This is a genomic window from Variovorax jilinensis, assembly GCF_030316885.1.
GTDB classification, from domain to species: Bacteria; Pseudomonadota; Gammaproteobacteria; order Burkholderiales; family Burkholderiaceae_C; genus Variovorax; species Variovorax jilinensis.
The window spans coordinates 208792-233230 of record NZ_JASZYQ010000003.1; the positions used below are offsets into that span (position 1 = coordinate 208792).

The 24439-nt window shown below is 70.1% G+C and carries 19 protein-coding genes; 17 read left to right on the forward strand and 2 right to left on the reverse strand.

Annotated features, from left to right (window positions below; translation table 11 throughout):
• Positions 1-15 precede the first annotated feature (15 nt).
• The 10 genes from QTH87_RS12485 (at position 16) to QTH87_RS12530 (ending at position 10682) form a co-directional block, all read left to right on the forward strand.
• Complete coding sequence (locus QTH87_RS12485; protein WP_286609354.1) at positions 16-954, forward strand: glutathione S-transferase family protein; 939 nt, start codon at positions 16-18, stop codon at positions 952-954.
• Between the two features lie 105 nt (positions 955-1059).
• Positions 1060-1965 (forward strand): SDR family oxidoreductase, encoded by a 906-nt coding sequence (locus QTH87_RS12490; RefSeq protein WP_286609355.1) that lies wholly within the window; start codon positions 1060-1062, stop codon positions 1963-1965.
• A 52-nt stretch (positions 1966-2017) separates the two neighbouring features.
• The gene (locus QTH87_RS12495; RefSeq protein WP_286609357.1) at positions 2018-2641 is read left to right on the forward strand and encodes a paraquat-inducible protein A; all 624 of its coding nucleotides are present in this window, start codon (positions 2018-2020) and stop codon (positions 2639-2641) included.
• Complete coding sequence (locus tag QTH87_RS12500; protein ID WP_286609358.1) at positions 2638-3270, forward strand: paraquat-inducible protein A; 633 nt, start codon at positions 2638-2640, stop codon at positions 3268-3270. The genes QTH87_RS12495 and QTH87_RS12500 overlap by 4 nt, the downstream gene beginning before the upstream one ends.
• Entirely contained in the window at positions 3267-4907 is a 1641-nt protein-coding gene (locus QTH87_RS12505) for a PqiB family protein (RefSeq protein WP_286609359.1), read from the forward strand. The genes QTH87_RS12500 and QTH87_RS12505 overlap by 4 nt, the downstream gene beginning before the upstream one ends.
• Positions 4904-5542, forward strand: coding sequence for a PqiC family protein (locus QTH87_RS12510; RefSeq protein WP_286609360.1), 639 nt, complete (start codon positions 4904-4906; stop codon positions 5540-5542). Before QTH87_RS12505 ends, QTH87_RS12510 begins: the two co-directional genes overlap by 4 nt.
• Before the next feature lie 41 nt (positions 5543-5583).
• Positions 5584-6135 carry a methylated-DNA--[protein]-cysteine S-methyltransferase gene (locus QTH87_RS12515; RefSeq protein WP_286609362.1) on the forward strand — a complete coding sequence of 184 codons (552 nt, stop codon included), beginning with the start codon at positions 5584-5586 and terminating at the stop codon, positions 6133-6135.
• A gap of 85 nt (positions 6136-6220) precedes the next feature.
• Positions 6221-7426, forward strand: a complete 1206-nt coding sequence (locus tag QTH87_RS12520) for a multidrug effflux MFS transporter (RefSeq protein WP_286609364.1) — start codon at positions 6221-6223, stop codon at positions 7424-7426.
• A gap of 73 nt (positions 7427-7499) precedes the next feature.
• A complete protein-coding gene (locus QTH87_RS12525; RefSeq protein WP_286610378.1) occupies positions 7500-8852 on the forward strand; it encodes an MFS transporter in 1353 nt (450 codons plus the stop codon).
• Between the two features lie 111 nt (positions 8853-8963).
• Positions 8964-10682 carry a hypothetical protein gene (locus QTH87_RS12530; protein ID WP_286609365.1) on the forward strand — a complete coding sequence of 573 codons (1719 nt, stop codon included), beginning with the start codon at positions 8964-8966 and terminating at the stop codon, positions 10680-10682.
• Between the two features lie 37 nt (positions 10683-10719).
• Here QTH87_RS12530 and QTH87_RS12535 read toward each other — a convergent pair whose 3' ends face one another.
• Together QTH87_RS12535 and QTH87_RS12540 are read right to left on the reverse strand one after the other, a co-directional pair.
• Positions 10720-12180 (reverse strand): alpha/beta hydrolase, encoded by a 1461-nt coding sequence (locus QTH87_RS12535; protein WP_286609366.1) that lies wholly within the window; start codon positions 12178-12180, stop codon positions 10720-10722.
• Positions 12181-12232: 52 nt separating this feature from the next.
• On the reverse strand, positions 12233-13642 hold the full coding sequence (locus QTH87_RS12540; protein ID WP_286609368.1) for an aminotransferase-like domain-containing protein: 1410 nt from the start codon (positions 13640-13642) through the stop codon (positions 12233-12235).
• A 60-nt stretch (positions 13643-13702) separates the two neighbouring features.
• Here QTH87_RS12540 and QTH87_RS12545 point away from each other — a divergent pair, with 60 nt between their 5' ends.
• The 7 genes from QTH87_RS12545 to QTH87_RS12575 all read left to right on the forward strand — a co-directional run bounded on the left by QTH87_RS12545 (position 13703) and on the right by QTH87_RS12575 (position 24436).
• Positions 13703-15313 (forward strand): MFS transporter, encoded by a 1611-nt coding sequence (locus QTH87_RS12545; protein WP_286609369.1) that lies wholly within the window; start codon positions 13703-13705, stop codon positions 15311-15313.
• Between the two features lie 112 nt (positions 15314-15425).
• Entirely contained in the window at positions 15426-17954 is a 2529-nt protein-coding gene (locus QTH87_RS12550) for a hypothetical protein (RefSeq protein ID WP_286609371.1), read from the forward strand.
• A 29-nt stretch (positions 17955-17983) separates the two neighbouring features.
• A complete protein-coding gene (locus tag QTH87_RS12555) occupies positions 17984-19885 on the forward strand; it encodes a GMC family oxidoreductase (RefSeq protein WP_286609372.1) in 1902 nt (633 codons plus the stop codon).
• 64 nt (positions 19886-19949) lie between these two features.
• Positions 19950-20381: a hypothetical protein gene (locus tag QTH87_RS12560; protein WP_286609374.1), complete on the forward strand. Its 432-nt coding sequence runs from the start codon at positions 19950-19952 to the stop codon at positions 20379-20381.
• A 4-nt stretch (positions 20382-20385) separates the two neighbouring features.
• Complete coding sequence (locus tag QTH87_RS12565) at positions 20386-21714, forward strand: hypothetical protein (RefSeq protein WP_286609376.1); 1329 nt, start codon at positions 20386-20388, stop codon at positions 21712-21714.
• Positions 21711-23213, forward strand: a complete 1503-nt coding sequence (locus tag QTH87_RS12570; RefSeq protein WP_286609378.1) for a Dyp-type peroxidase — start codon at positions 21711-21713, stop codon at positions 23211-23213. The genes QTH87_RS12565 and QTH87_RS12570 overlap by 4 nt, the downstream gene beginning before the upstream one ends.
• Positions 23210-24436: a catalase family protein gene (locus tag QTH87_RS12575; protein ID WP_286609380.1), complete on the forward strand. Its 1227-nt coding sequence runs from the start codon at positions 23210-23212 to the stop codon at positions 24434-24436. Before QTH87_RS12570 ends, QTH87_RS12575 begins: the two co-directional genes overlap by 4 nt.
• Positions 24437-24439 lie beyond the last annotated feature (3 nt).

Below are 24439 nucleotides of genomic sequence, written 5' to 3' on the forward strand. Positions count from 1 at the left end.
ATTCCGAAGGACCCCATGGCCGACCTGATCCTCCACCACTACGCGACTTCGCCGTTCTCCGAGAAGCTTCGCCTGATCCTCGGCTACAAGAAGCTGGCCTGGAAGTCCGTGATCATTCCGCAGATCGCGCCCAAGCCCGATCTCGTGGCGCTCTCGGGCGGCTACCGGCGCACGCCGGTGCTGCAGATCGGCGCCGACATCTACTGCGACACGGCGCTCGTCTGCGACGTGCTCGAGCACCTGGCACCGCTGCCGTCAATCTACCCCGAGCCCGGCAAGGGTCTGGCGCGCACGGTGGCCCAGTGGGCCGACAGCACGCTGTTCTGGGCCGCGATGGCCTACAACTTCAGCCCGAAGGGCGCGGCCGACATGTTCGGCAAGGCATCGCCCGAGATCGCCAAGGCGTTCGGCGACGACCGCCGCGCGATGAGCGGCAACATGGTGCGGCTGCGGCCGGCCGATGCCGCCGCGGCCTACAAGTCCTACCTGCGGCGCCTGTCGGACATGCTCGACGACACCGACTACCTGCTCGGCGCCTACCCGACCGTGGCCGACTTCGCCTGCTATCACCCGCTGTGGTTCACGCGCAAGCGCACGCCGTCGATGGCCGGCATCCTGCAGCTGACGCCGGCGGTGGGCGACTGGATGGACCGCATGGCGGCCATCGGCCACGGCACGATGGAGGTCTACGACGCCGCGCGCGCGATCGAGGTGGCGGCCGCCGCCACGCCGCACACGCTGCTGTCCGACAGCACCTTCCAGGACGATCACGGCATCCCGCTCGGCACGCTGGTCACGGTCGCGGCCGAGAGCTTCGGCCCCGAGACGACCGAGGGCGAGCTGGTCGCGGCCACGCGCACCCACTACACGCTGCGCCGCACGGATGCGCGCGCAGGCACGGTGCACGTGCACTTCCCGCGCATCGGCTACGTGCTGAAGGCGGTCGGGGCCTGAACGGCGCTTGCAGCCGCGAGGGGAACCTTCGCGACTGCGCCGGCAGCGAATCCGTATTTCAATAGCGCCTCCAGGCATACCAAAGAGACGAAAGGACACGCGCAAATGATTCAGGACTTCAAGGGCACCACGGCCGTTCTCACGGGAGCCGGCTCAGGCTTCGGCCTCGAATGCGCGCGCATCGGCGCGGCTCGCGGCATGAACCTGGTGCTGGTCGACGTCCAGCAGGACGCGCTCGACCGCGCCGCCGCCGAGATGGAGGCCGCCGGCGCCCAGGTGCTCGCGCGCAAGGTCGACGTCGCCGATGCGAAGCAGATGGAGGCATTGGCCCAGGCGGTCCAGCAGCGCTTCGGCGCACCGCACTTCGTCTTCAACAACGCCGGTGTCGGCGCCGGTGGCCTGGTCTGGGAGAACACCGTGGCCGACTGGGAATGGGTGCTGGGTGTCGACCTCTGGGGCGTGGTGCACGGCGTGCGCCTGTTCACGCCGATGATGCTCGAGGCCGCGGCCAAGGACCCGGCGTACCGCGGCCACATCGTCAACACCGCCAGCATGGCGGGCCTGCTGACCCCCCCGAACATGGGCATCTACAACGCCGCCAAGGCCGCGGTCGTGAGCCTCACCGAGACGCTCTACCAGGACCTGAAGCTGGTGACCGACCAGATCGGCGCCAGCCTGCTGTGCCCCTATTTCGTGCCCACCGGCATCACCCAGAGCGACCGCAACCGCCCGGGCGCACTCTCGGCCGGCAAGCCCACCAGGAGCCAGCTGATCGGCCAGGCCATGAGCAACAAGGCAGTCAGCAGCGGCAAGGTCAGCGCGGCCGAGGTGGCGCAGAAGGTGTTCGACGCCATCACGGCCAACCAGTTCTACGTCTTCAGCCATCCGAAGGCGCTCGGCAACGTCAAGAGCCGGATGGAGAACATCGTCTCGATCACCAATCCCGCCGACCCCTTCCTCGAGCGGCCGGAGATCGGCATCAACCTGCGGGCGCAACTGCGCGGCGGCTGAGCCGGCGCGGGCAGCCGCGGTTGGCCGAATGGCTGACAATGGCGGCCTGCCCATGAAAGAACTCCCCGACGCCATCGTCTGCGAAGGCTGCGACGCCGTCTACCGGCGCGTGCGGCTGCGCCGCCGGGAGGTCTCGCACTGCCCGCGCTGCAGCACCGAACTGGACCGCCACGGCGGCGACCAGAGCGCGCGCGTGCTGCCGCTCACGGTGGCCTGCCTGATCCTGTTCGCGATCGCCAACCTGTTCCCGATCGTCGAGATCGAGCTGCAGGGCCTCAGCAGCGAAACCACGCTGGTCGGCGCGGTGATCGCGCTCAGCGCCGAAGGCATGTCGCCGGTGGCCCTGCTGGTGCTCGCCACCACATTGCTGTTCCCGCTGCTGCAGCTGTGCATCCTGTTCTACCTGCTGGTGCCGATGCGCTACCAGCGCCGACCGGCGGGCTTCCGGGTGCTCGTGAACGCGCTGCTCAGCCTGCGGCCCTGGGGAATGATCGAGGTCTTCCTGCTCGGCGTGCTGGTGGCGATCATCAAGCTCAGCAGCATGGCCAAGGTGATTCCGGGACCGGCGCTCTGGGCCTTCGTCGGACTCACCGTGCTGCTCACTGCGGTGCTGTCGTTCAATCCCCGCACCTTCTGGGAGATGGCCTTCGAGCCGCGTCCGGGGCAGGAGGAATGAGTCTTCGTCCGATCGGCTGCCATCACTGCGGCACGGCCTGGACCGAGGTCAGCGACGGCGAGCCCTGCGCGCGCTGCGGCACGCCGCTGCACCGGCGCAAGCCCGACAGCATCAATCGCACCTGGGCCTATCTGATCGCCGCCGCGATCCTCTATCTGCCGGCGAACCTGCTGCCCGTGATGATCACCCGCAGCCTGCTCGGCAGCCAACAGGACACGATCCTGAGCGGTGTCATCTACTTCTGGGTCTCGGGCGCCTACGGGCTGGCGGCGCTGATCTTCATCGCCAGCTTCCTGGTGCCGCTGTTCAAGCTGACCGCGCTGATCCTGCTCACCCTCACGGCGCAGCGCCGCAGTAGCTGGCGCCAGCTGGAGCGTGCCAAGCTCTACCGCATCCTCGAGGTGATCGGCCGCTGGTCGATGCTGGACGTCTTCGTGGTCGCGCTGCTGGCCGGCCTGGTGCGCATCCAGGGCTTCGCGGAGATCACCGCCGGCGTCGGCATCGCGGCCTTCGGCGCCGTGGTGGTGCTGACCATGCTGGCCTCGCTGAGCTTCGACCCGCGCCTGACCTGGGACACCGAGCCCGTCGACGAACCGAACGACCTCCCCATGAGCAACGAAACGACATGACCGAAGAAGACAAGGGCACAGCCCCCCGACCGCCACTCGCGGCGCCGAAGGTGGTGCGGCGGCGCAACTGGCTGCCGTCGCTGATCTGGCTGATCCCGATCGTGGCCGCGCTGGTCGGCGTATTCCTGGTGGCGCGCATCCTGATGGACCGCGGACCCGAGATCGTGCTGACCTTCAAGACCGCCGAGGGCATCGAGGCCAACAAGACCTCGGTGCGCTACAAGGACGTGCAGATCGGCACGGTGGAGCGCATCCGGCTGGCCAACGACCGCTCGCACGTGCGCGTGCTGGTGCAGCTCAAGAAGGAGGCGAGCGCCTTCACCTCGCAGGACACGCGCTTCTGGGTGGTGCGGCCACGGCTCGACACCTCGGGCATCTCGGGGCTCAGCACGCTGCTGTCGGGCGCTTACATCGGGGCCGATGCCGGCACCGCGGAAGAGACCTCGGGCGAGTTCACCGGGCTGGAGGCGCCGCCGATCGTCACGCGCGACGCGTCCGGGCGGCAGTTCATGCTGCATGCGCGCGACGTCGGCTCGCTGGACATCGGCTCGCCGGTGTATTTCCGGCGCATCAAGGTCGGCCAGGTGGCGGCCTACGAACTCGACCCCGACGGCCGCGGCGTCACCATGCGCGTCTTCGTCAACGCACCCTACGACAAGTTCGTGGGCGTCAACACGCGCTTCTGGCATGCCAGCGGCTTCGACATCGATCTCAACGCGAGCGGCCTCAAGGTGCGGACCCAGTCGCTGGTCACGGTGCTCATCGGCGGCATCGCCTTCCAGGCGCCGGACGACCAGGCCGGGCCGACGGCCCAGGAGAACGCCGCCTTCATGCTGGCGGCCGACGAGGGCGCAGCCATGAAGGAGCCCGACGGTCCCTCTCAGACCATGCTGCTGTACTTCAACCAGTCGCTGCGCGGTCTGTCGCCTGGTGCACCGGTCGATTTCCGCGGCGTCGTGATCGGCGAGGTGAAGTCGATCGGCGTCGAGTTCGACCGCACCGAGCGCGAGTTCAAGATGCCCGTGGTGGTGCAGATCTACCCCGACCGGCTGCGGCGGCGCAGCACCGATCCGGGCAGCGTGCCTCAGGGGCCGTCGCAGCTCGAGCGCTGGCGCTTCCTGGTCGGCAAGGGCCTGCGCGCCCAGCTGCGCACCGGCAACCTGCTGACCGGCCAGGTCTACGTGGCGATCGATTTCTTCCCCGACGCCAAGCCCGCCACGCTCGACATCGCGCGCACGCCGCTCGAGCTGCCGACCCAGCCCAACAGCCTCGACGAACTGCAGTCGCAGGTGTCGGACATCGCGCGCAAGATCAACAAGGTGCCGTTCGAGGAGATCAGCGCCGACATCCGAAAGGCGCTGGTGGGCGTCAACCGCACGCTGGCAACCACCGAGCAGCTGGTGAAGGGCATCAACAACGATGTCACGCCCGAGATGGCTGCCGCCATGAAGGACGTGCGGCGCACCCTCAACTCGGCCGAGAAGACCATCGCCGACGACTCGCCGCTGCAGCAGGACCTGCGCCAGACGCTGCAGGAGGTGTCGCGCGCCGCAGGCTCGCTGCGCGTGCTGACCGACTACCTCGAGCGCCATCCCGAATCCCTGATCCGCGGCAAGCCGGAGGACAAGCAGAAATGAAGACCCAGAGATCGCGGCTCGCCGCACCGGCGCTGCTGGCTGCACTGTTGCTGGCAGCCGGCTGCGGCAGCACGCGCACGCAGTTCTACAGCCTGGCCGGGACGGCCACTCCGCCCACGGTTCCGCCGGCCAGCGCCAGCAGGGCCGCGCCGACCTTCATCGAGCTCGCGCCGGTGGCGATGCCGGAGCGCTTCATGCGCCCGCAGCTGGTCGTCCGGCAGAAGGATGCAGGCGCGGGGCCCCAGGTCGCGATCCTCGAGCAGAGCCGCTGGTCGTCCTCGTTCGAGAACGAACTGCGCGACGCGCTCGCCTCCGGCATCGCGGCCCGGCTCGGCGCGGTCGACCTCACCAAGTCCGGCCGCCAGCGCGGCCAGACGGCGATCCGGATCGGGGTGCAGATGGGCCAGTTCGACGCCATCGAAGGCAGACGGGTCGATGCCGCCTTCACCTGGACGCTGCGCCGCACCGACGACGGCCCGGCGGTCGGCTGCGCGCTGAGCCTGTCGGAGCCCGTGGGTGCGGGCATCGATGCGCTGGCGGAGGGCGCCCAGCGCGTCGCGTCGCGGCTGGCCGACGCGATCGCGGCCAGCGTGCCGTCGCTGCAGGGCCAGGCCGTGGCGAACTGCCGCGCCTGAGCGAATTCGAGCGGTGGATGGCGAGTAGGGTATCGACGCCTATGAATCCCGAATCCAGCGGCGGCTTCGCACTGTTCGACACCACGATCGGCCACTGCGGCATCGCCTGGGGCCCGCGCGGCATCGTCGGCGTGCGCCTGCCCGAGGCGCAGGAAGAGACTACGCGCAGCCGCATGCAGCGCCGCTTCGCACCGCTGCCCGAGTGCGAGCCGAGCCCCGAGGCACGGCACGCGATCGACTCGATCGGTGCGCTGCTCGAGGGCCGGCCGCTCGACCTGCTGGACATCGCGCTGGACTACGAGGGCGTGAGCGAGCTGCACCGGCGCATCTACGAGATTGCGCGCCGCATCCCGCCCGGGCGGACGCGCACCTACGGGGACATCGCGTCAGAGCTGGGCGACAAGGGCCTGGCACGCGCGGTCGGCCAGGCGCTCGGGCTCAACCCCTTCGCGCCGGTCGTGCCCTGCCACCGCATCCTCGCGGCCGGCGGCAAGTGGGGCGGTTTCTCGGCCCCGGGCGGCATGGACGCCAAGCTGCGCATGCTGGCCATCGAGGGCGCGCGGCCCGACAGCGACACGGCGCCGCTGTTCTGAACGGATTGCGCATGGCGCTGGCCTAGCACAGCGGCCGGCGCGCTGCTCGGCGCGGTCCATTGCGCCTTTGGTGACAATCGGTGCAATGACTTCCTCGCGATTCTTCCGGATCGCGCTCGTGCTGGGCCTGTTGTCGGCCATCGGCCCGTTCGCGATCGACATGTACCTTCCCGCGCTGCCCGAGATCGGCAGCAGCCTCGGTGCCGGCATCGGGCCGGTGCAGATGAGCCTCACGGCCTTCTTCATCTCGCTCGGCGTCGGGCAGCTGCTCTACGGTCCGGTGTCGGACATGGTCGGGCGCAAGCCGCCGCTCTACTTCGGGCTCGGCCTGTTCGCGCTCGCGAGCATCGGCTGCGCGCTCGCGACCAGCATCGAAACGCTGATCGCCCTTCGCTTCGTGCAGGGCCTGGGCGCCGCGGCGGGCATGGCCATTCCGCGCGCCGTGGTGCGCGACCTGCATACCGGCAACGACGCGGCGCGCCTCATGTCGCTGCTGATGCTGGTCTTCAGCGTGTCGCCGATCCTGGCGCCGCTGGCCGGCAGCGCCGTGATCGCCTTCGGAAGCTGGCGCTGGGTTTTCTGGGCCGTGACGCTGGCGGCGGTCCTGGGGCTGGCCACCATTGCCACGGTGCTCAAGGAGACCCGGCCGCCCGAGGACCGCGTCGAGAGCAGCCTGGGCAGCGCGCTGGCCGCCTACGCGGTGCTGCTGCGCGATCGCCACTACCTCGGCCTGGTCTTCATCGGCGCCTTCGCGATGGCGGGCTTCTTCACCTACCTGGCGAACTCCTCGTTCGTGATGATCGACCACTACGGGCTTTCGCCGACGCTCTACAGCGTGGCCTTCGGCGTCAATGCGGCCGCCTTCTTCGCCGCCGCGCAGCTCAACGGCCCGCTGTGCGAGCGCTTCGGCATCGAGCGCGTGGTCAAGACCAGCGTCGCCGCCTGCGGCCTCGTGATGCTGGCCATGTTCGGCTACTTCGCAGCCGGCGGCGACCGCCTCGCGGTGCTGATCGTGCTGTACTTCATCGCCAGCGGGCTCATGGGCCTGGTGATCCCGACCACCGCGGTGCTCGCGCTCGAGAAGCACGGCGCCATCGCCGGCACGGCGTCGGCGCTGCTCGGCACGCTGCAGATGCTGACCGGCGCGGTCGTGATGGCGGTGGTGGGCCTGTTCACCGACGGCCGGCCGCTGCCGATGGTCGCGGGTATGGCGGCCGGTGCGCTGATTGCCGTGGCCCTGACCTGGCTCACGCTCGGCGCCGGTTCGCGGCCGGCCTATACCCTGGGCTGACCGGGTGCAGGCAGCCAGCAGCACCGCAGACGCGGCCGCCGACGGCCTGGCCCAGCCGCAGCGCCGGCAGGCGATGGTGGTGGTGATCCTCGGCATCGCGGTGGCGGTGCTCGACGGCACGATCGTCAACCTCGCACTGCCGGGCATCGCCCGCGAGCTGCAGGCCGACCCGGCGCATGCGATCTGGGTGGTCAACGCCTACCAGATCGCCACGCTCGTCATGCTGCTGCCGCTGGCCTCGCTGGGCGACCGCATCGGCTACCGCCGCGTGTACCTGGTCGGCATGGGCCTGTTCGCGTCGGCTTCGCTGATCGCGACGCTGTCGAATTCGATCGGCATGCTGATCGCGGGCCGCGCGCTCCAGGGCCTGGGCGCGGCCGGGATCATGAGCGTCAACGCGGCGCTGGTGCGGCTGATCTATCCGCAGGCGCAACTCGGCCGTGGCATGGCGCTCAATTCGATGACGGTCGCGGTGGCCTCGGTGGCGGGGCCCTCGGTGGCCGCCGCGATCCTGTCGGTCGCCTCCTGGCCCTGGCTGTTCGCGCTCAACGTGCCGCTCGGCGCCCTGGTGTTCGTGCTCGGATGGCGGGCGCTGCCGACCAACCCTGCGGCGCCGCCGTCCGCGGCGCGCTTCTCGGCCGTCGACGTCGGCCTCAACATCGCGATGTTCGCGCTGATCTTCATCGGCGCCGACCGCCTCGGCGTGCGTGCCGAGGGCGGGCAGGGCGCCAGTCCGATGGCCTGGGCGCTGCTGTTCGCGGGCGTGGCGGTGGGCTTCGTCTACCTGCGCCGGCAGCGGCTGCTGGCGGTGCCGCTGTTTCCGGTCGACCTGCTGCGCATCCCGGTGTTCGCGCTCTCGATGGGCACCTCGGTGGGCGCCTTCTGCGCCCAGATGCTGTCGTTCATCGCGCTGCCCTTCCTGCTGCTCGATGCCTATGGCCGCTCGCATTTCGAGGCCGGCCTTCTGATCACGGCGTGGCCGCTCGGGATCGTGCTGATGGCGCCGATCGCGGGTCGGCTGATCGGCCGATATCCGGACGGCTTGCTGGGCGGCATCGGCCTCGCGATGCTAGCCTCCGGACTGGCACTGCTGGCCGCGCTGCCCGCGCACCCCGCCAATGCCGACATCGTCTGGCGCATGGCGCTGTGCGGACTCGGCTTCGGGCTGTTCCAGTCGCCCAACAACCACACGATCGTTACCACGCCGCCCTCGCACCGCAGCGGCGCCGCGAGCGGCATGCTCGGCACCGCGCGGCTCACCGGCCAGACCCTGGGCGCGGTGCTGCTGGCCGCCATCTACAGCGTCTGGAGCCCGCACGAGGGCAGGGCGCAGGTGATCGCGCTCGGGCTGGCCGCCGGGTGCGCGGCGGTGGCGGCGGTGTGCAGCACGCTGCGCCTGCGCCAGCCGGTGGTGCACCGGACCTGAGATCGGGGCGTTCCTGATCGGAGCCGTCGCGCGGCTCTATCACCGAAGGCCGATTGCCGGGCGCGAGTCGGCCCCCTAAGGTTCAGGCCCTGTGCAATCAAGGGGCTCGCCATGCCTGACCGTTCGGACATCCTCTGGTTCAAGACCGAGTTCCAGCCGAGGATCCTGCCGCTCCTGGCCGGCACGCCGCTCACCGTCGACATGATCGCGGCCATCGCCTGCCAGGAGACCGGCCACATCTGGCCCGTGCTGCGCCGCAAGGGAATGGCCACCGACCGCATCCTCGCGCTGTGCGTGGGCGACACGCTCGATGCCGACAAGGGGCGGCGCGCCTTCCCGAAGACCAAGGCCGAGCTGCTGTCGCGCCCCGGCGGCGACCGCATGTTCGCGATCGCGCACCAGGGGCTGGTCGACATGGCGGCGCAGGTGCCGGGCTACTCGGCCGTGGCGGCCCGGCCGGACAAGTTCTGCCATGGCTACGGCATGTTCCAGTGCGACCTGCAGTTCTTCCTGACCGACCCCGACTACTTCCTCGAGCGCCGCTACGCGCAGTTCGAACAGACCCTGGGCAAGTGTCTCGAGGAACTCGGCCGTGCGCTGCGCAAGCTCGGCTTCGAGCGCCGCGAATCGCTCGACGACCACGAGCTCGCGGCGGTCGGCATCGCCTACAACACGGGCGGCTACAAGCCGGCCAAGGGCCTGCGGCAGGGCCACTTCAACGGCACCAGCTTCTATGGCGAGCTGCTGTTCGATTTCATCCGGCTCGCCCGCACCGCCGCGCTGCCCGAGGACCCGGCGCCGCTGGTCGATCCACCGCCCGGCGTGGCGATCCTGCCGCCGCCGACGCCCGTGGCAGCCGACGGCGCCGAGTTCCTGGTCAGCACGGTCGACAGCATGCTGCGCCTGCGCAGTGCGCCTGCGATCAGCACGCCGCCGCAGGCCAACGTGGTTGCGAACCTGCCCGGCGGGCACCGGGTGCGCGCGGTCACGGGCAAGCCGGTCAAGGGCTTCCTGGAGGTCGAGACCGAGCTGTTGGGTGCGCTGCTGCACGGCTTTGCGTCGCTCAAGTTCCTGGCCCCGGCGCCTGCGGTGCCGCGTCGGGTGGCGCTGGCACGCGGCGCACGTGCCGCCGCCGCGGCGGCGCCTTTCGTTCCGCCGCCGGCAGCGCTTGCATCACGCCCCGGCAACCCGACCCGGCGCCGTGATCCGGCCAACGCACGTTCGCTCGACGAGCCGAAGCAGCCTGGCCGCTCGGGCCAGAGCGCCGAGGCGCTGCGGGCCGAGCTCGGTGCCATCGTCGACTGGCTCGCGGTCGACAACCCGGCGTTCGCGCGCTACCAGCCGCGCGCAGGACTGACCTTCTGCAACATCTACAGCCACGACTACTGCCACCTTGCGGGCGTCTACCTGCCGCGGGTCTGGTGGACCTCGCCTTCGCTGGTCGCGATGTCGCACGGCGCCTCGCTGTCGCCGCTGATCGGCGACACGGTGGTCGAGATGCGGGCCAACGACCTGTTCCGCTGGCTGCGCGACTACGGGCAGGCCTTCGGCTGGCGGCAGACGGGCACGCTCACCAAGCTGCAGCAGGCGGCCAACCAGGGCGGCATCGGCCTGATCGTCGCGCGCCGCAGGGAGGACGGCCGTTCCGGCCACATCGTGGCGGTGGTGCCCGAGACCGAGACGGCGGCCGCCCGGCGCGACGCCGCCGGCGAGGTGCCCGCACCACTGCAGAGCCAGGCCGGTGCGCGCAACTTCGCCCGCGGCACCGGCAAGGCCAACTGGTGGAACGGCGAGGAGTTCGCCGAGTCGGCGTTCTGGATCCACGCCTGAGTGCCGTCGGCGCGTGGCAGCGGCCGGCGGCGCCTGGCTACGATCCGGGCGGGAGCAGGGCGCCGATGATGCGCTCGGCCATGAAGTCGTAGAACGGGTTCGAGGTCAGCCGCGTGAGCGAATCGATGCTCACGATCAGTCCGCCGCGCTCGCCGCGCAGTGCCAGTGCACCGAGATTGACGCCGAAGTCGTCGCTGTTGTCGGGGCGGATGCCGTAGAGCGGATCGGTGATCGGGAACGGCAGCGCGAGGTGCGACAGCGAGAAGACCTCGATCGGGAACTCGAGCCCGATCGGGCGTGTCTGCACGGTGGTCGAGCCGGCGTCGGTGACCTGCTCCACCACCTGGCGCGTGTTGGCGTCGGCATTCGTGATGACGGTGGTGCGGAAGGCGCGCGGCGCAGGCGTCAGCACGCGGTCGGGCTGCAGGTTGGCGCCGGTGCTGAGCATCGGACCGAACTTGACGCTGCGGTTCAGGTCGAAGAGCACCAGTTCGCTGCCGTTGGCCGGCAGGCGCGCATAGAGGCTCGTGACGATGGCCCGCGTGCTGACCGTGAAGTCGATCATCGACTGGAAGGTCAGGAAGGGCGGCAGCTGGGCCAGGCGCCCGGACTTCTCCTCGCGCAGCACGTGGGCCTGCAGGTCGCGTGTCAGCAGCGACGACTGGCGCGCCCCGTTGACCGGGAACGAGTTGTACTTGAAGGGATTGAACTCGGGCACGACGCCGAGCCAGGCGGCTTGCGCGAAGGCCGGGAAGACGGCCGGCCAGCCCAGCACGCCCGCGAAGCGCGACATCTCGGTGATGCCGATCATGGGCGCGATCAGCACCACGCGCGCGGGCCTGGGCAACTGCGGGTCGTCGAGCGCATCGAGCGCGTACTTGGTGGCCAGTGCGCCGCCGTTCGAGAAGCCCACCACATGCAGCGGCAGCGGTGCCGGCACGCGGCGCCGGGCCTCGCGCACCGCCAGGCGCGTGGCTTCGGACCAGTCCTGCCACTGGACGTCGGCCAGCCCGGCGGGCACGGTGCCGTGCCCCGGCATGCGGATGCCGACGACCGCAAAGCCGTGGTCGCGATACAGCGTGGCCACGTGGCGCAGGCTGTAGGGCGAATCGGTCAGGCCGTGCAGCAGCACGACCACGCCCTTGGGCGGCCCCTGGGGATCGAGCGTGTACGAGCGGTTCCAGTCCTGGCGGAAACGCCCCGGGTACATCGGGCTGCCTTCGAAGTAGCGGTTCGACGGCGTCCTGAGTTCCTCGGGCAGCTTGTCGGTGACTTCCCGTCGCACCTCGTCGAAGACCGCGTTCTCGGCCGCGAGCCATGTCGGCCAGTCGGCCTGGCGGATCTCGTCGCGCGAGAGCTCGTGCGGCACGTGCGTGTGCCACGGGTCGAGCGAGGGGCCACCCCGAACCTGGTAGGCACGCACCGCGACCAGGGTGATGACGACGACGCCCAGCAACAGCGCCACGCGCTTGAGCATCCTGGCCAGCCAGCGTTTCATTCCGTTCCTCTTCGATGATTGGTTTTTCTTCGGGGCTTGCCCGGCGCCTAGCTTACCTGCCGGCCAGGCGCCCCAGCGTGGCCACAGCCTGCGCGCTGCGCTCGTCCCAGGGATGCCCGTAGTTGAGCCGCAGGCAGTTCGTGAAACCGCGCTGGGCAGAGAAGATCGGTCCGGGTGCGACGCTGATGCCGGCAGCGAGCGCCTGCCGGTGCAGTTCCAGTGCGTCGACGCCGGCCGGCAGCTCGACCCACAGGAAGTAGCCGCCGGCCGGACGGGTGGCGCGCGTGCCGGCGGGGAAGTACTCGCCGATGGCCTGGACGAGCCGTGTCTGCTGCTCGGCCAGCGTGCGCCGCAGCCGGCGCAGGTGCTTGTCGAAGCCGCCCTGCTCGAGGTAGGCGGCCAGCGCGTTCTGGGTCGGTGCCGAGGCGCCCAGCGTGGTCGTGAGCTTGGCCCGCGCCACCGCGCGCGTGAAGCGTCCCGGCGCCGCCCAGCCGATGCGCCAGCCCGGTGCCAGGCACTTCGAGAACGAGCCGCAATGCATCACCAGGCCCTCGGCGTCCCAGGCCTTGGCCGGCAGCGGACGCTTGTCGCCGAAGTAGAGCTCGCCGTAGACATCGTCCTCGATCAGCGGAATGCCGTGGCGTGCCAGCAGTTCGACCAGCGCCTTCTTGCGCTCGTCGGACATCAGGCTGCCCAGCGGATTCTGGAAGTTGGTCATGAGCCAGCAGGCCTTGGGCCGATGCCGCAGGATCGCGCGCTCCAGCGCGTCGAGCGCCATGCCCTCGCGCGGATGCGTGGGCACCTCGATCGCCTCTAGGCCGAGCCGCTCGAGCGCCTGCAGCGCGGCATAGAAGGTGGGCGACTCGATCAGCACCGCGTCGCCGGGTCGCGTCACGCTCGCCAGGCAGAGGTTGAGCGCCTCGAGCGCACCGTTGGTGATCACGATCTCGTCGGGCGCGACCTGCATGCCGTCGGCCAGGTAGCGCAGCGCGATCTGGCGCCGCAGGCGCGCGTTGCCGGGCGTGAGGTCGTCGACCGTGCTCCACGGATCGAGCTTCTGCACGCTCGCGGCCATGCTGCGGCCGAGACGGGCGAGCGGGAACAGCAGCGGGCTCGGAAAGGCCGAGCCCAGCGGCACCACGTCGCGCACCATGGTCGATTCGAGGATCTCGAACACCCGCTCGCTGACGTCGAGCGGCAGGGCATCGTCGTCGGGCTGCGAGGCGGCCTCGGGTTCCGGTGGCAGCGGCCGCACGCCGTCGGCCACGTAGTAGCCCGAACGCTCGCGCGCACGCACCAGGCCCTGCGCCTCGAGCAGGTAGTAGGCCTGGAAGACGGTCGAGGGGCTGACGCCGCGGCTCGCGCGGGCCTGCCGCACCGAGGGCAGGCGGTCCCCCGGGCGCAGCACGCCGCTGCGTATCGATTCGGCGATCTCGGCGGCGAGGGCCTCGTAGCGGGTCATGAAAAAGGGGAGGAGCTTGCAAAAGCCGCGATTGTCGGGCCCTGGACGCATACTCGCCGCATGATCGGCAAGCTCCCGGGCGACGACAGCCTCATCCGCCACGGTTGCGCGGAGACCGGCTGCCCGCCCGCATCCCGGCCCTGGGTGCTGGCCGCGGCGATCGTCGGCTCGAGCATGGCCTTCATCGACGGCACGGTGGTCAACGTGGCACTGCCCGCGATCCAGGCCGACCTGCATGCCAGCGCCTTCGAGGCCCAGTGGGTGGTCGAGTCCTATGCGCTGTTCCTGGCGGCGCTGCTGCTGGTGGGCGGCGCGCTCGGCGACCGCTTCGGCCGCCGCCGTATCTTCGCGCTCGGCGTCGCGCTGTTTGCGCTGGCCTCGGTCGGCTGCGCGCTGGCGCAGGACGTGCAGCAGCTGATCCTCGCGCGTGCGCTGCAGGGCGTGGGCGGCGCGATGCTGGTGCCCGGCAGCCTGGCGCTCATCAGCGCCGCCTACCCCGAGAAAGAGCGCGGCCGTGCGATCGGCACCTGGTCGGGCTTCAGCGGCATCACGGCCGCGATCGGACCGGTGCTGGGCGGCTTCCTGGTCGACCACTATTCCTGGATCTGGGCCTTCCTCGTGAACCTGCCGATGGCTGCCGCCGTGCTGCTGATCGTCTGGCGGCACGTACCCGAGAGCCGCGGCGATGCGGCCTCGCAGGGGCTCGACGGGGGTGGTGCAGCGCTCGCCACGGTGGCGCTGGGCGGCATCGTCTATGCCTTCGTCGAGGCGCCGACCAATGGCTGGGATTCGCCCGCGGTGCTGGCGGCGCTCGCGGCCGGCATCGCGGCCTGCATCGGCTTCGTCGCGGTCGAGCTTCGGGTGCGGGCACCGATGCTGCCGCTCGGCCTGTTCGGCATCGGCAACTTCGGCGGCGCCAACCTGCTGACGCTGCTGCTCTACGCGGCGCTCGGCGGCGGGCTGTATTTTCTTCCGCTCAACCTGATCCAGGTGCAGGGCTACTCGGCCACGGTGGCCGGTGCCGCGCTGCTGCCCTTCATCGCGATCATGTTCGCGCTGTCCGGATGGGCCGGGCAGCTGGTCGACCGCTTCGGGCCGCGGCTGCCGCTGGTGGCGGGGCCGGCCATCGCTGCCGCCGGCTTCGCCTTGTTCGCGCTGCCGGGTGTCGAAGCCGGCTACTGGAGCGGCTTCTTCCCGGCGGTCGTGGTGCTGGGCTTCGGCATGACCGTGACCGTGGCGCCGCTCACGACCACGGTCATGAACGCGGTCGGCGCCGAACGGGCGGGCATCGCCTCGGGCGTCAACAACGCGGTGTCGCGCGCCGCCGCGGTGCTCGCGATCGCGGTCTTCGGCGTCGTGATGTCGGCCGCCTTCGACGCCCGGCTCGCAGAAGGCCTGCGCGCCAGCGCCGCTGCGCCCGAGATCGTGCAGGCCATGCAGGTTCAGCGCGCACAGCTGGCGGCCGCGGTTGCGCCGGCCGGGGTGGATACGACCACGGCAGCGGCGCTGCGCGAGACGGTGCGTGCGGCCTTCGTCTCGGGCTTTCGATGGGTCATGCTGCTGTGCGCCGCCCTGGCGCTGCTGAGTTCCGCGAGCGCATGGCTGCTGATCGGTCCCGGGATTCAGGGCCGCAGCGCCGACCGAACGGGCGAACCGGCGAGCGGGCCCTAGCTCTTTTGCGTTAGCGCGCATGGCCGATAGGCAAGGGGAATGGCCGCCCCCACACTGCGCACACCGATGGGAGCCGTCCACCGACGCCGTCGACGCAGGAGGAATGGCAACGATGAAGCCGATTGCCCACCGCGGCATGCGATGCGCGCCGCTGCTCGTCTGCACGCTGCTGCTGGCCGCCTGTTCCAGGGGCCCGCAGCCCGGCGAGGTGCAGGACGAGGCCAAGCTCGCGGGCCGCGACGCGGCGTCCTTCCCGCACGCCTCGGAGGACTACTTCAAGGACATGGACAACGGCGTCGCGCTGACGGCCGAGGAGATTCGCGGCCGCAACATGTGGCTGGTCTGGAGCGGCGGCAACGACCGCTTCTGGAACCAGATGAGCGACTACACCTTCGGCGCCTTCGACCTGCTGAAGGTCATCAGCTCGCATCCGAGCCTGGGCTACTCGCGCGCGAACCGCTGGGAATACCTGGGCCTGGTCAACGAGCCCTGCTTCGACAACGCGTCGGGTCCGGTCAAGGAGCGCCGCGGGCTGTGGATCGACGTGCGCAGCAAGGACTGCGCGCCCGATCCCTTCGAGAACGAGAGCAAGTACCCCGGCGTCGCGATCGGCTCGCGCGGCAAGCCGCTGGGCGACGGCACGACGCAGCCGGTGGGCTCCTACTACGGCTATGCCACCGGCGTCGCGGGCCTGCGCCTGTTCCCGAACCCCGCCTTCGACGAGAAGGCCGCCAAGGCCTGGGACGCCGAGCGCTACTACACCGACCCGGCCTACTACAACCGCAAGGATCTCGTGCGGCCCTATCGGGTCGGCATGTCCTGCGGCTTCTGCCATATCGGGCCCAGCCCGGTGAAGCCGCCGGCCGATCCGAACCATCCGAAGTTCGAGAACCTCAGCTCTTCGGTGGGCGCGCAGTACATGTGGGTGGACCGCCTGTTCATCCACAACGCCAACCGGCCCGAGGGCCGCACCAACTACATGTACCAGCTGGCCCATACCTACCGGCCCGGCACCATGGACACCTCGCTGGTCTCGACCGACGGGATCAACAACCCGCGCACGATGAACGCGGTCTACGACTTTCCGTCGCGCATGGCGATGGCGCGGCGCGTCGGCCGCGAGCAGCTGGCCGGCGGCGAGCTCGACAACCGGCAGTTCAACGACTACATCGCGACCGGCCCGCTGACCGAATTCTTCTCGAAGGCCGATTCGGTGGTCTACACGCCGCACGTGCTCAAGGACGGCGCCGACTCGGTCGGGCTTCTGGGCGCGCTGAACCGGGTCTATCTCAACATCGGCCTGTTCAGCGAGGAATGGCTGCTGCATTTCAACCCGGTGGTCGGCGGCAAGACCATCACGCCGATCAAGATCGCCTCGGCGCAGAAGAACTCGAGCTACTGGCAGGCCACCGAGGCCGGCACGCCGGACACGGCGCTGTTCTTCCTCAAGGCGGCGCAGCCCGATCACCTGAAGGACGCGCCGGGCGGTGCGAAGTACCTCGATGCCGACGCCGCCACGCTGGAGCGCGGCAAGCTGGCCTTCGCCGACACCTGCGCGCGCTGCCATTCGAGCAAGGCGCCGCCGCTGCCGGCCGCGCTGCAGCTCACGCCCGCACGCTGCGCCGGGCCGGGCTACATGGATTGCTTCAAGCGCTACTGGGCCTGGACCCAGACCGACGACTACAAGGCGCAGATGCGCAAGATCGTGCAGGCGCCGGACTTCCTGCAGTCCAACTACCTGTCGACCGAGGCGCGCATCCCGGTCACTCTGCTGCGCACCAACGCCTGCAGCCCGCTCGCGACCAACGCGCTCGAAGGCAACATCTGGGACAACTTCTCCTCGCAGACCTACAAGAACCTGCCTTCGGTCGGCACCGTGACGCTCAGCGATCCGTTCACCGGCGAGCCGAAGCCCTATGCGATGCCCGCAGGCGGGCGCGGCTATACGCGCGTGCCTTCGTTGATCAGCGCCTGGTCGACCGCACCCTTCCTGCTCAACAACACGCTCGGCGACGCCACGGGCAATCCGTCGGTCGAGAGCCGGATGAAGGTCTTCGACCAGTCGATCGAACAGCTGCTGTGGCCCGAGAAGCGCCGCGGCGATGCGGTCTTCGGCGACAAGCTCGGCGGCACCATCGACCGCACGACCGAGCGCAGCATGGTGACGATCCCGACCGGTTTCGCGCCCGATTCGCTGCAGCCGCTGCAGGGCGCGCTGCACCGCTGGCTGCCGTGGCTGGTGCAGGAGGGCGGCGACATCGTGCTCGGCCCCATCCCGCAGGGCGTGCCGGTGAACCTGCTGGCCAATCTGAGGCTGCGCGCCGAGGGCGACGTGCTGGGCGACAAGGTGGATCACGTGAAGGATGCCGGGGCGCTGCTTGTGAAGCTCAAGCTCGCGCTCGCGAGCACGCCGGCCGGCGTCAGCGACGACGAACTGCGCAAGCACTTCGCGGCGCTCGGCGAGCCGATGCTCGAGCTCAGCAAGTGCCGCGACTTCGTGGTCAACCGCGGCCACTATTTCGGCACCGCGCAGTTCAACCGCCAGGAGGGGCTGAGCGCAGACGAGAAGGCCTTCGGCCGCGAGCCCGAGCTCGGCGACGAGGACAAGCGCGCGCTGATCGCCTTCCTCAAGACCTTCTGAACGCCGCGCCGCCCGAAAACGAACCCGGCATGGACGGCGCCGATGCTGCAAACCTCCGCGACGACTGGGACTACGTGATCGTCGGCTCCGGTGCCGGCGGCGGCACGCTGGCCGCGCGGCTGGCAGAGGCCGGCATGCGCGTCTTCCTGCTCGATGCCGGCGGCGACCCGCGCGGTGGCGATGCGCCTGCCACCCCGCAGCCTGGCCTGCCCGACGACTACGACGTGCCGGCCTTCCATGCCTTCGCCTGCGAGAACCCGGCCATGCGCTGGGACTTCCACGTGCGCCACTACGCCGACGAGACACAGCAGGTGCGCGACTGGAAGTACCGGGCCGGGCAGGGCGTGCTGTACCCGCGCGCCGCCGGGCTCGGCGGCTGCACCTCGCACAACGCGATGATCTTCATGCTGCCGCACGCCTCGGACTGGAACCACATCGCGCGCCTGACCGGTGATTCGTCCTGGCGCGCCACCCCCATGCGGCGCTACGCCCTGCGCATCGAGGACTGCCGGCACCGGCCCGTGTGGCGCGCGCTGCGGCATCTCGGGCTCGACCCGACCGGCCACGGCTGGAGCGGCTGGCTCCGCACGGAGAAGGCGCTGCCGCTGTCGGTGCTCGGCGACCATGGGCTCATGCGCGTGCTGCGCGATACGGCGGGCACCTTCACGCGCAGCCTGCCGACACCTCTCGCGAGCACCTGGCGCTGGCTGCGCGGCGGGCTCGGCGACCCGAATTCGAAGCGCAGGCGCGCGGGCAGCTTCGAAGGCATCTGCTACACGCCGCTTGCGACCTCGGGACACCGGCGCAGCGGCGTGCGCGAACGGCTGCTCGACGTCGCGCGACGCCACCCCGACCGGCTCCACATCGAACTCGATGCGCTCGCGACGCGCGTGCTCTTCGATGCCGACGGCGGCGCCAGCGGCGTCGCCTACCTGAAGGGCGCGCGCCTCTACCGCGCCCATGCGGCGCCGAGCACGGACCCGGGCCTGCAGCGCGAGGTGCACGCCCGGCGCGAGGTCGTGCTGTGCGGCGGAACCTTCAACACGCCGCAACTGCTGATGCTCTCGGGCATCGGCCCGGCGGATGAGCTGCGGGCGCATGGCATCACGCTGCGCGTCGACCTGCCCGGCGTCGGCAGCAACCTGCAGGACCGCTACGAAGTGGCGATCACGCACCGCATGCGCGCACCCTGGGATGTGCTCGAAGGCGCGCGCTTCGAACGCGACGACCCGCTCTGGCAGCGCTGGCAGGGCAGTCGCTCGGGCATGTACGCGTCAAACGGAGCCGCGCTCGGCGTCATTCAGCGCTCGCGCGCAGCGCGGCGGCAGGGCCACGAACCCGACATCTTCTGCATGGCGCTGCTGGCCCGCTTCGAGGGCTACTTCAGCGGTTTCTCCCACTGGATCCGCGACCAGCCCGACCAGCTGACCTGGGCCGTGCTGAAGGCGCACACGAGGAACCGCGCCGGCACGGTGCGACTGGCTTCGGCCGACCCGCGCGACATGCCGCGCATCGACTTCCGATACTTCGAGGAAGGCAGCGACGCCGCCGGCGAGGACCTGCAGGCGGTCGTGCAGGCCATCCGCATGGTGCGCGCGATGACCGCGCCCCTGATCCGCAGCGGCTGGATCGCCGAGGAGACGGCGCCGGGCGCGCAGGCCGACAGCGACGACGACCTGGCGCGCTACGTGCGCGATACCGCCTGGGGCCACCATGCCTCGGGCAGCTGCGCCATCGGCGATGCGGCGCGCGGCGGGGTGGTCGACAGCACCTTCACGGTGCATGGCGTCAAGCGGCTGCGCGTGGTCGATGCCTCGGTCTTTCCGCGGATTCCGGGCTTCTTCGTCGCGGCCGCGATCTGCATGGTGGCCGAGAAGGCCGCAGACGTGATGCTGAGCGCGTCGGGGGGCACACCTCTTTCGGCAAATTGACGGGGCCCATGGGCGGGCCGACACTTTCCAATCACCAGCGGGGCTTCCCCGGAGGAGAGAGCACATGGCCTATGACGTGCAACAGCTGCTCGACATGTCGCAGCAGCAGCTCGATGACCTGTTCCGCGCCAGTCCGCCGGGCGACATCCCCGACGGCGAGGCCGACGGCACCGCGATCATCGCGCCCGGCACGCGCTACACCGAGTCGATCGCGAAGATCATCAACGTCTTCGGCTGGCAGGGAAAGGTGTTCGACGGCGCCAAGGGCGTGCTGAAGAACAAGGTCAGCATCCTCGGCGTGCAGGCGATCGTGGCCAAGGTCTACGAGGACGAGAGCTGGCTCGACGGCAAGCCGTGCATCGTGCTCGACTACTCCGACACCTCGTTCGTGGCGCAGTACATCCGCGACGAGATCCGGCTGATCTCGCCGGACTTCTATCTCGGCAAGGTGTACTGGGGGCGCGAGCGGCTGATCGACTTCTGCCTCAAGTTCTGATGCGGTGACGCCCCAATCGCATTTCATGGTGGTGGCGCCTGTTGCCACGGGCCGCGAGACCGCGCTGCGGCAGCTGCTCGACACCCTGAACCTGAAGCCCGGCATGGCCGATCCCGCGCACCCGGTGCTGCCCTTCGGCGTCTTCGGACGGCTGCATTTCGCCCGCTTCGCGATCCTCACCGACGGCACCATGGCCGACCTCGAGGTGTTCGACCTGCCGCGCCCGCGCGTGCCGCTCTACCTGAGCTTTCTCGGCGAGTGCGACGGACCGGCACGGTCGCAGCTGGCCGAGTTCGTGCAGCACGCGGGCGAGGGCCTGCGCCGCATCTTCGGCCATTGCGAGAGCTTCGACGACGGCGGCGATCTGCTGGAGTGGCTCGAGGCCCATTCGGTGCCGGTCGGCGCCGGCTACGTCAACCGCATCGGCCGTACCGTGCGGCAGATCCGAGAGAACAGCGCGCTGCAGCGCGCGCTGTCGTCGCAGGTGCCACGCGACATCGCGGCCGAGGCGATCGATGCGCAGGCGCTGCGGCTGCTCCTGCTGCGCTTCGTGCAGCAGGAGCAGCTCGAGGGCCGGCTGCTGCTGAGCTCGCCCGAACGCACGCCCACGCGATGGCTGCTGCGCAACTTCCTGCATGCGGCAGCGCCGCTGCTGGTCGCGGCCTTGCTGCTGATCGCGATGGTCTGCTGGCCTTGGCTGCTGCCGCTCATGCTGCTGCTGGTGCTCGGCGTGCTGTGGCAGCTGCGCTGGCACGAGCGGCGCGACCCCGAGTTCTGCCCGCGGCCCGATCGCGGCGCGCTGCTCGCGATGCAGCGGCTCGAGGACCACGACCTCACGAACAGCTTCACGGCGCTCGGTCCGGTCAAGCCCGGGCTGTTCCGGCGCTGGCTCACGCGCGCGATCCTCTATGCGATCGACTATGCGTGCCGCCATGTGTTCGGGCGCGGGCACCTCGCACGGGTGCAGACCATCCATTTCGCGCGCTGGGTGTTCATGGACGACCGCCGGCGCGTGCTGTTCGCGAGCAGCTACGACGGCAGCCACGAGAGCTACATGGACGACTTCATCCACAAGGCGGCCTGGGGGCTGAACCTGATCTTCAGCAACGGCTTCGGCTGGCCGCGCACCGACTGGCTGATCAAGGGCGGCGCGCGGCACGAGCAGCGCTTCAAGTACTACCAGCGGCGCCACCAGTTGCCCACACAGGTCTGGTACAAGGCCTACCCCGGCCTCACGCTCGCCGACCTCGAACGCCACGACGCGATCCGGGCCGGCTTCGACCTGCACGAGATGAGCGACGAACAGGCGCTGGCCTGGCTCCGGCTGCTATGAACCACCTGCCCACGGTCGACTACGACGACATCCAGGGCCTGGTGCGCTTCGGCTACCGGCGCCTCACGCAGGCCTCCTTCCTGTTGCTGCGCGTGCGCGATGCGCAGGCTGCACGGAACTGGATCGCCGAGGCGCCGGTGAGCAGCGCGGCAACGCAGGAGCCTCCGCCCACCACCGCGCTGCAGCTGGCCTTCACGAGTGCAGGGCTGGCGGCGCTGGGCGTGCCGGGCGACATCGTCGACGGGTTCTCGCACGAGTTCATCGTCGGCATGGCCAGCGACGAGAGCCGCTCGCGCCGGCTCGGCGACATCGGCCCCAACGATCCGGCCGGCTGGCAATGGGGTGGCGCGCCCGATCGCCTGCCGCACCTGCTGCTGATGCTCTATGCGGTGCCCGGCGAACTCGGCCCCTGGGCCGAGCGCGTGCTCGCAGGCTGCGGAGAAGGCTTCGATCAGATCGGTGTGCTGTCGACCTCCGACATGGACGGCGTCGAGCCCTTCGGCTTCGCCGACGGCATCTCGGAGCCCGCGCTCGACTGGCAGCGCGAACGCCGCGTGCGCGACGAGGAGCGCACCGCCTACGACAACCGTTCCTGCCTCGGCGAATACCTGCTCGGTTATCCGAACGAGTACGGCGCCTACACCGACCGTCCCCTGATCGACCCGGCGCGCGATTCCGGCACGATGCTGCCGAAGGCCGAGGACGCGCCCGCGCTGGCCGACCTCGGGCGCAACGGCAGCTATCTCGTGCTGCGCCAGCTGCAGCAGGACGTCGCGGGCTTCTGGCGCTTCGTCGATACGCAGGTCGGCGGCGATCCGATGCTGCGGCAGCGCCTGGCCGAAACCCTGGTCGGCCGCACCATGGCCGGCGAGCCGCTGATGGGCGACACCGGCGAGCGCATTCCCGGCGAGGACGATCCGCGCAACAGCTTCACCTATGCCGACGACCGCGAAGGCCTGCGCTGCCCGATCGGCGCCCATATCCGGCGCAGCAACCCGCGCAACGCCGACCTGCCGCCCGGACCGCCCGGCTTCGTCTCGTGGGCCCGGCGCACGCTGGGCTTCGACGCCGAGGCCCTGGCGGCGGACCGGGTCTCGTCCACGCGCTTTCACCGGCTGCTGCGGCGCGGCCGCGAATACGGCCGGGGTGTGTCGCTCGAACAGGCACTGGCGGGCATGCCGGTGGCCGACGGCGATGCCACGGGCCTGCACTTCATCTGCCTGGGCGCCAACATCGCGCGGCAGTTCGAGTTCGTGCAGTCGGCCTGGCTCGCGGGGCTGCGCTTCGATGGGCTGGCCGACGAGAGCGATCCGCTGATCGGCCACCACCTGCCGCGCGCCGACGGCACGCCCACCGACGGCTTCTCGGTGCCGCTCGAATCGGGCCCCGACCGCCGGGTCTGCGGCCTGCCGCAGTTCGTGACGGTGCAGGGCGGGGCCTACTTCTTCCTGCCCGGCCTGCGCGCGCTGCGCTACCTGTCGAAGGGGTCGCCGCCATGAACTCGAACATCAGCCGCCCGACGCCGCGCGCCAACACCGGCTCGGCCTGGCGCAACCTCGTGAGCGACGGCGGCATGGCGATGATCCGCCTCGAGCGCCGATTCGACCCGCTGCTGCGGCCGGCCTTCGATGCCCTGCTGCGCGATCCGCTGGCGCGCTTCACCACCTACCTCATCAACCGCAACCGTGTCGACGAAGGCCTCGCACTGGCCGAGGAGAGGCCGCTCCCCGACGAGGAGGCGTACATCGATTCGATCGTCAAGAGCTTCACGCGGCAGATGACCGACCTCTGGAAGCCCGGCGGCTTCGAGCGCGGCGGCAACACCAAGACGCAGGGCCTGGTGCGCGGCGAGTTCACGGTTCACGACGACATCCCGCCGCACATGAAGCGCGGCATCTACGCGCAGCCGCAGACCTTCCGTGCCTGGGTGCGCTTCTCGGGGCCGGGGCCCTACATCACGCCCGACATCGACGACGTCGGCTTCATGAGCATCAGCATCAAGCTCATGGGCGTGCCGGGCGAGAAGCTCATGCCCGAGGAGCAGCACACGCTCGACATGTTCGCGGTCTCGACGCCCACCTTCGTCACGCCCGACACCCGCGCCAACGCGGCGCTGCAGCGCGAGAGCGTGAAGAACGCGCAGATCTTCTACTTCGTGAACCTGCGCGAATCGCACGTGCTCGACCTGGTGATGCAGTCGCTCTTCATCAAGACCCAGAGCAGCCCCTTCGAGGCGCCTTATTTCAGCTGCGTGCCCTATCTGATGGGAGAAGGGCAGGCGATGCAGTATTCGGTCTGGCCCAGGAGCAGCAAGCGCACGCCGATTCCGCGGCTGCCGCTGCGTCCGCCCGACGACTACCTGCGCCAGGCGATGGTGGCCTCGCTGGCCGATGGTGACGTCGAGCTCGAGATCCGCATGCAGATGCAGACCGACCCGCACCTGATGCCGATCGAGAACGCGGCCGTGCTGTGGCCCGAACGGCTGTCGCCGCGCATCCCGGTGGCGACGCTGCGGCTGCCACGCCAGGTCTTCGATTCCCCGGCGCAGATGGAATTCGCCAAGCGCCTTTCCTACAACCCCTGGCACACGATCGCCGAGCATCGGCCGCTGGGCAACCAGAGCCGTGCGCGACAGCGCATGTACTGGGAGCTCGCGAAGCTCCGGCATTCGATGAACGCCGTGCCGCACTACGAACCCGACGGCGACGAGACCTTCGATTGAACC

Bases quoted from the DNA above. Each gene is read 5' to 3' on its own strand.
- QTH87_RS12495 (WP_286609357.1), top strand. From the start codon at position 2,018: ATGAAAGAACTCCCCGACGCCATCGTCTGCGAAGGCTGCGACGCCGTC.
- QTH87_RS12570 (WP_286609378.1), top strand. From the start codon at position 21,711: ATGAACCACCTGCCCACGGTCGACTACGACGACATCCAGGGCCTGGTG.
- QTH87_RS12560 (WP_286609374.1), top strand. From the start codon at position 19,950: ATGGCCTATGACGTGCAACAGCTGCTCGACATGTCGCAGCAGCAGCTC.
- QTH87_RS12505 (WP_286609359.1), top strand. From the start codon at position 3,267: ATGACCGAAGAAGACAAGGGCACAGCCCCCCGACCGCCACTCGCGGCG.
- QTH87_RS12545 (WP_286609369.1), top strand. From the start codon at position 13,703: ATGATCGGCAAGCTCCCGGGCGACGACAGCCTCATCCGCCACGGTTGC.
- QTH87_RS12530 (WP_286609365.1), top strand. From the start codon at position 8,964: ATGCCTGACCGTTCGGACATCCTCTGGTTCAAGACCGAGTTCCAGCCG.
- QTH87_RS12535 (WP_286609366.1), bottom strand. From the start codon at position 12,180: ATGAAACGCTGGCTGGCCAGGATGCTCAAGCGCGTGGCGCTGTTGCTG.
- QTH87_RS12500 (WP_286609358.1), top strand. From the start codon at position 2,638: ATGAGTCTTCGTCCGATCGGCTGCCATCACTGCGGCACGGCCTGGACC.
- QTH87_RS12525 (WP_286610378.1), top strand. From the start codon at position 7,500: ATGGTGGTGGTGATCCTCGGCATCGCGGTGGCGGTGCTCGACGGCACG.
- QTH87_RS12490 (WP_286609355.1), top strand. From the start codon at position 1,060: ATGATTCAGGACTTCAAGGGCACCACGGCCGTTCTCACGGGAGCCGGC.
- QTH87_RS12520 (WP_286609364.1), top strand. From the start codon at position 6,221: ATGACTTCCTCGCGATTCTTCCGGATCGCGCTCGTGCTGGGCCTGTTG.
- QTH87_RS12515 (WP_286609362.1), top strand. From the start codon at position 5,584: ATGAATCCCGAATCCAGCGGCGGCTTCGCACTGTTCGACACCACGATC.
- QTH87_RS12510 (WP_286609360.1), top strand. From the start codon at position 4,904: ATGAAGACCCAGAGATCGCGGCTCGCCGCACCGGCGCTGCTGGCTGCA.
- QTH87_RS12485 (WP_286609354.1), top strand. From the start codon at position 16: ATGGCCGACCTGATCCTCCACCACTACGCGACTTCGCCGTTCTCCGAG.
- QTH87_RS12555 (WP_286609372.1), top strand. From the start codon at position 17,984: ATGGACGGCGCCGATGCTGCAAACCTCCGCGACGACTGGGACTACGTG.
- QTH87_RS12540 (WP_286609368.1), bottom strand. From the start codon at position 13,642: ATGACCCGCTACGAGGCCCTCGCCGCCGAGATCGCCGAATCGATACGC.
- QTH87_RS12575 (WP_286609380.1), top strand. From the start codon at position 23,210: ATGAACTCGAACATCAGCCGCCCGACGCCGCGCGCCAACACCGGCTCG.
- QTH87_RS12550 (WP_286609371.1), top strand. From the start codon at position 15,426: ATGAAGCCGATTGCCCACCGCGGCATGCGATGCGCGCCGCTGCTCGTC.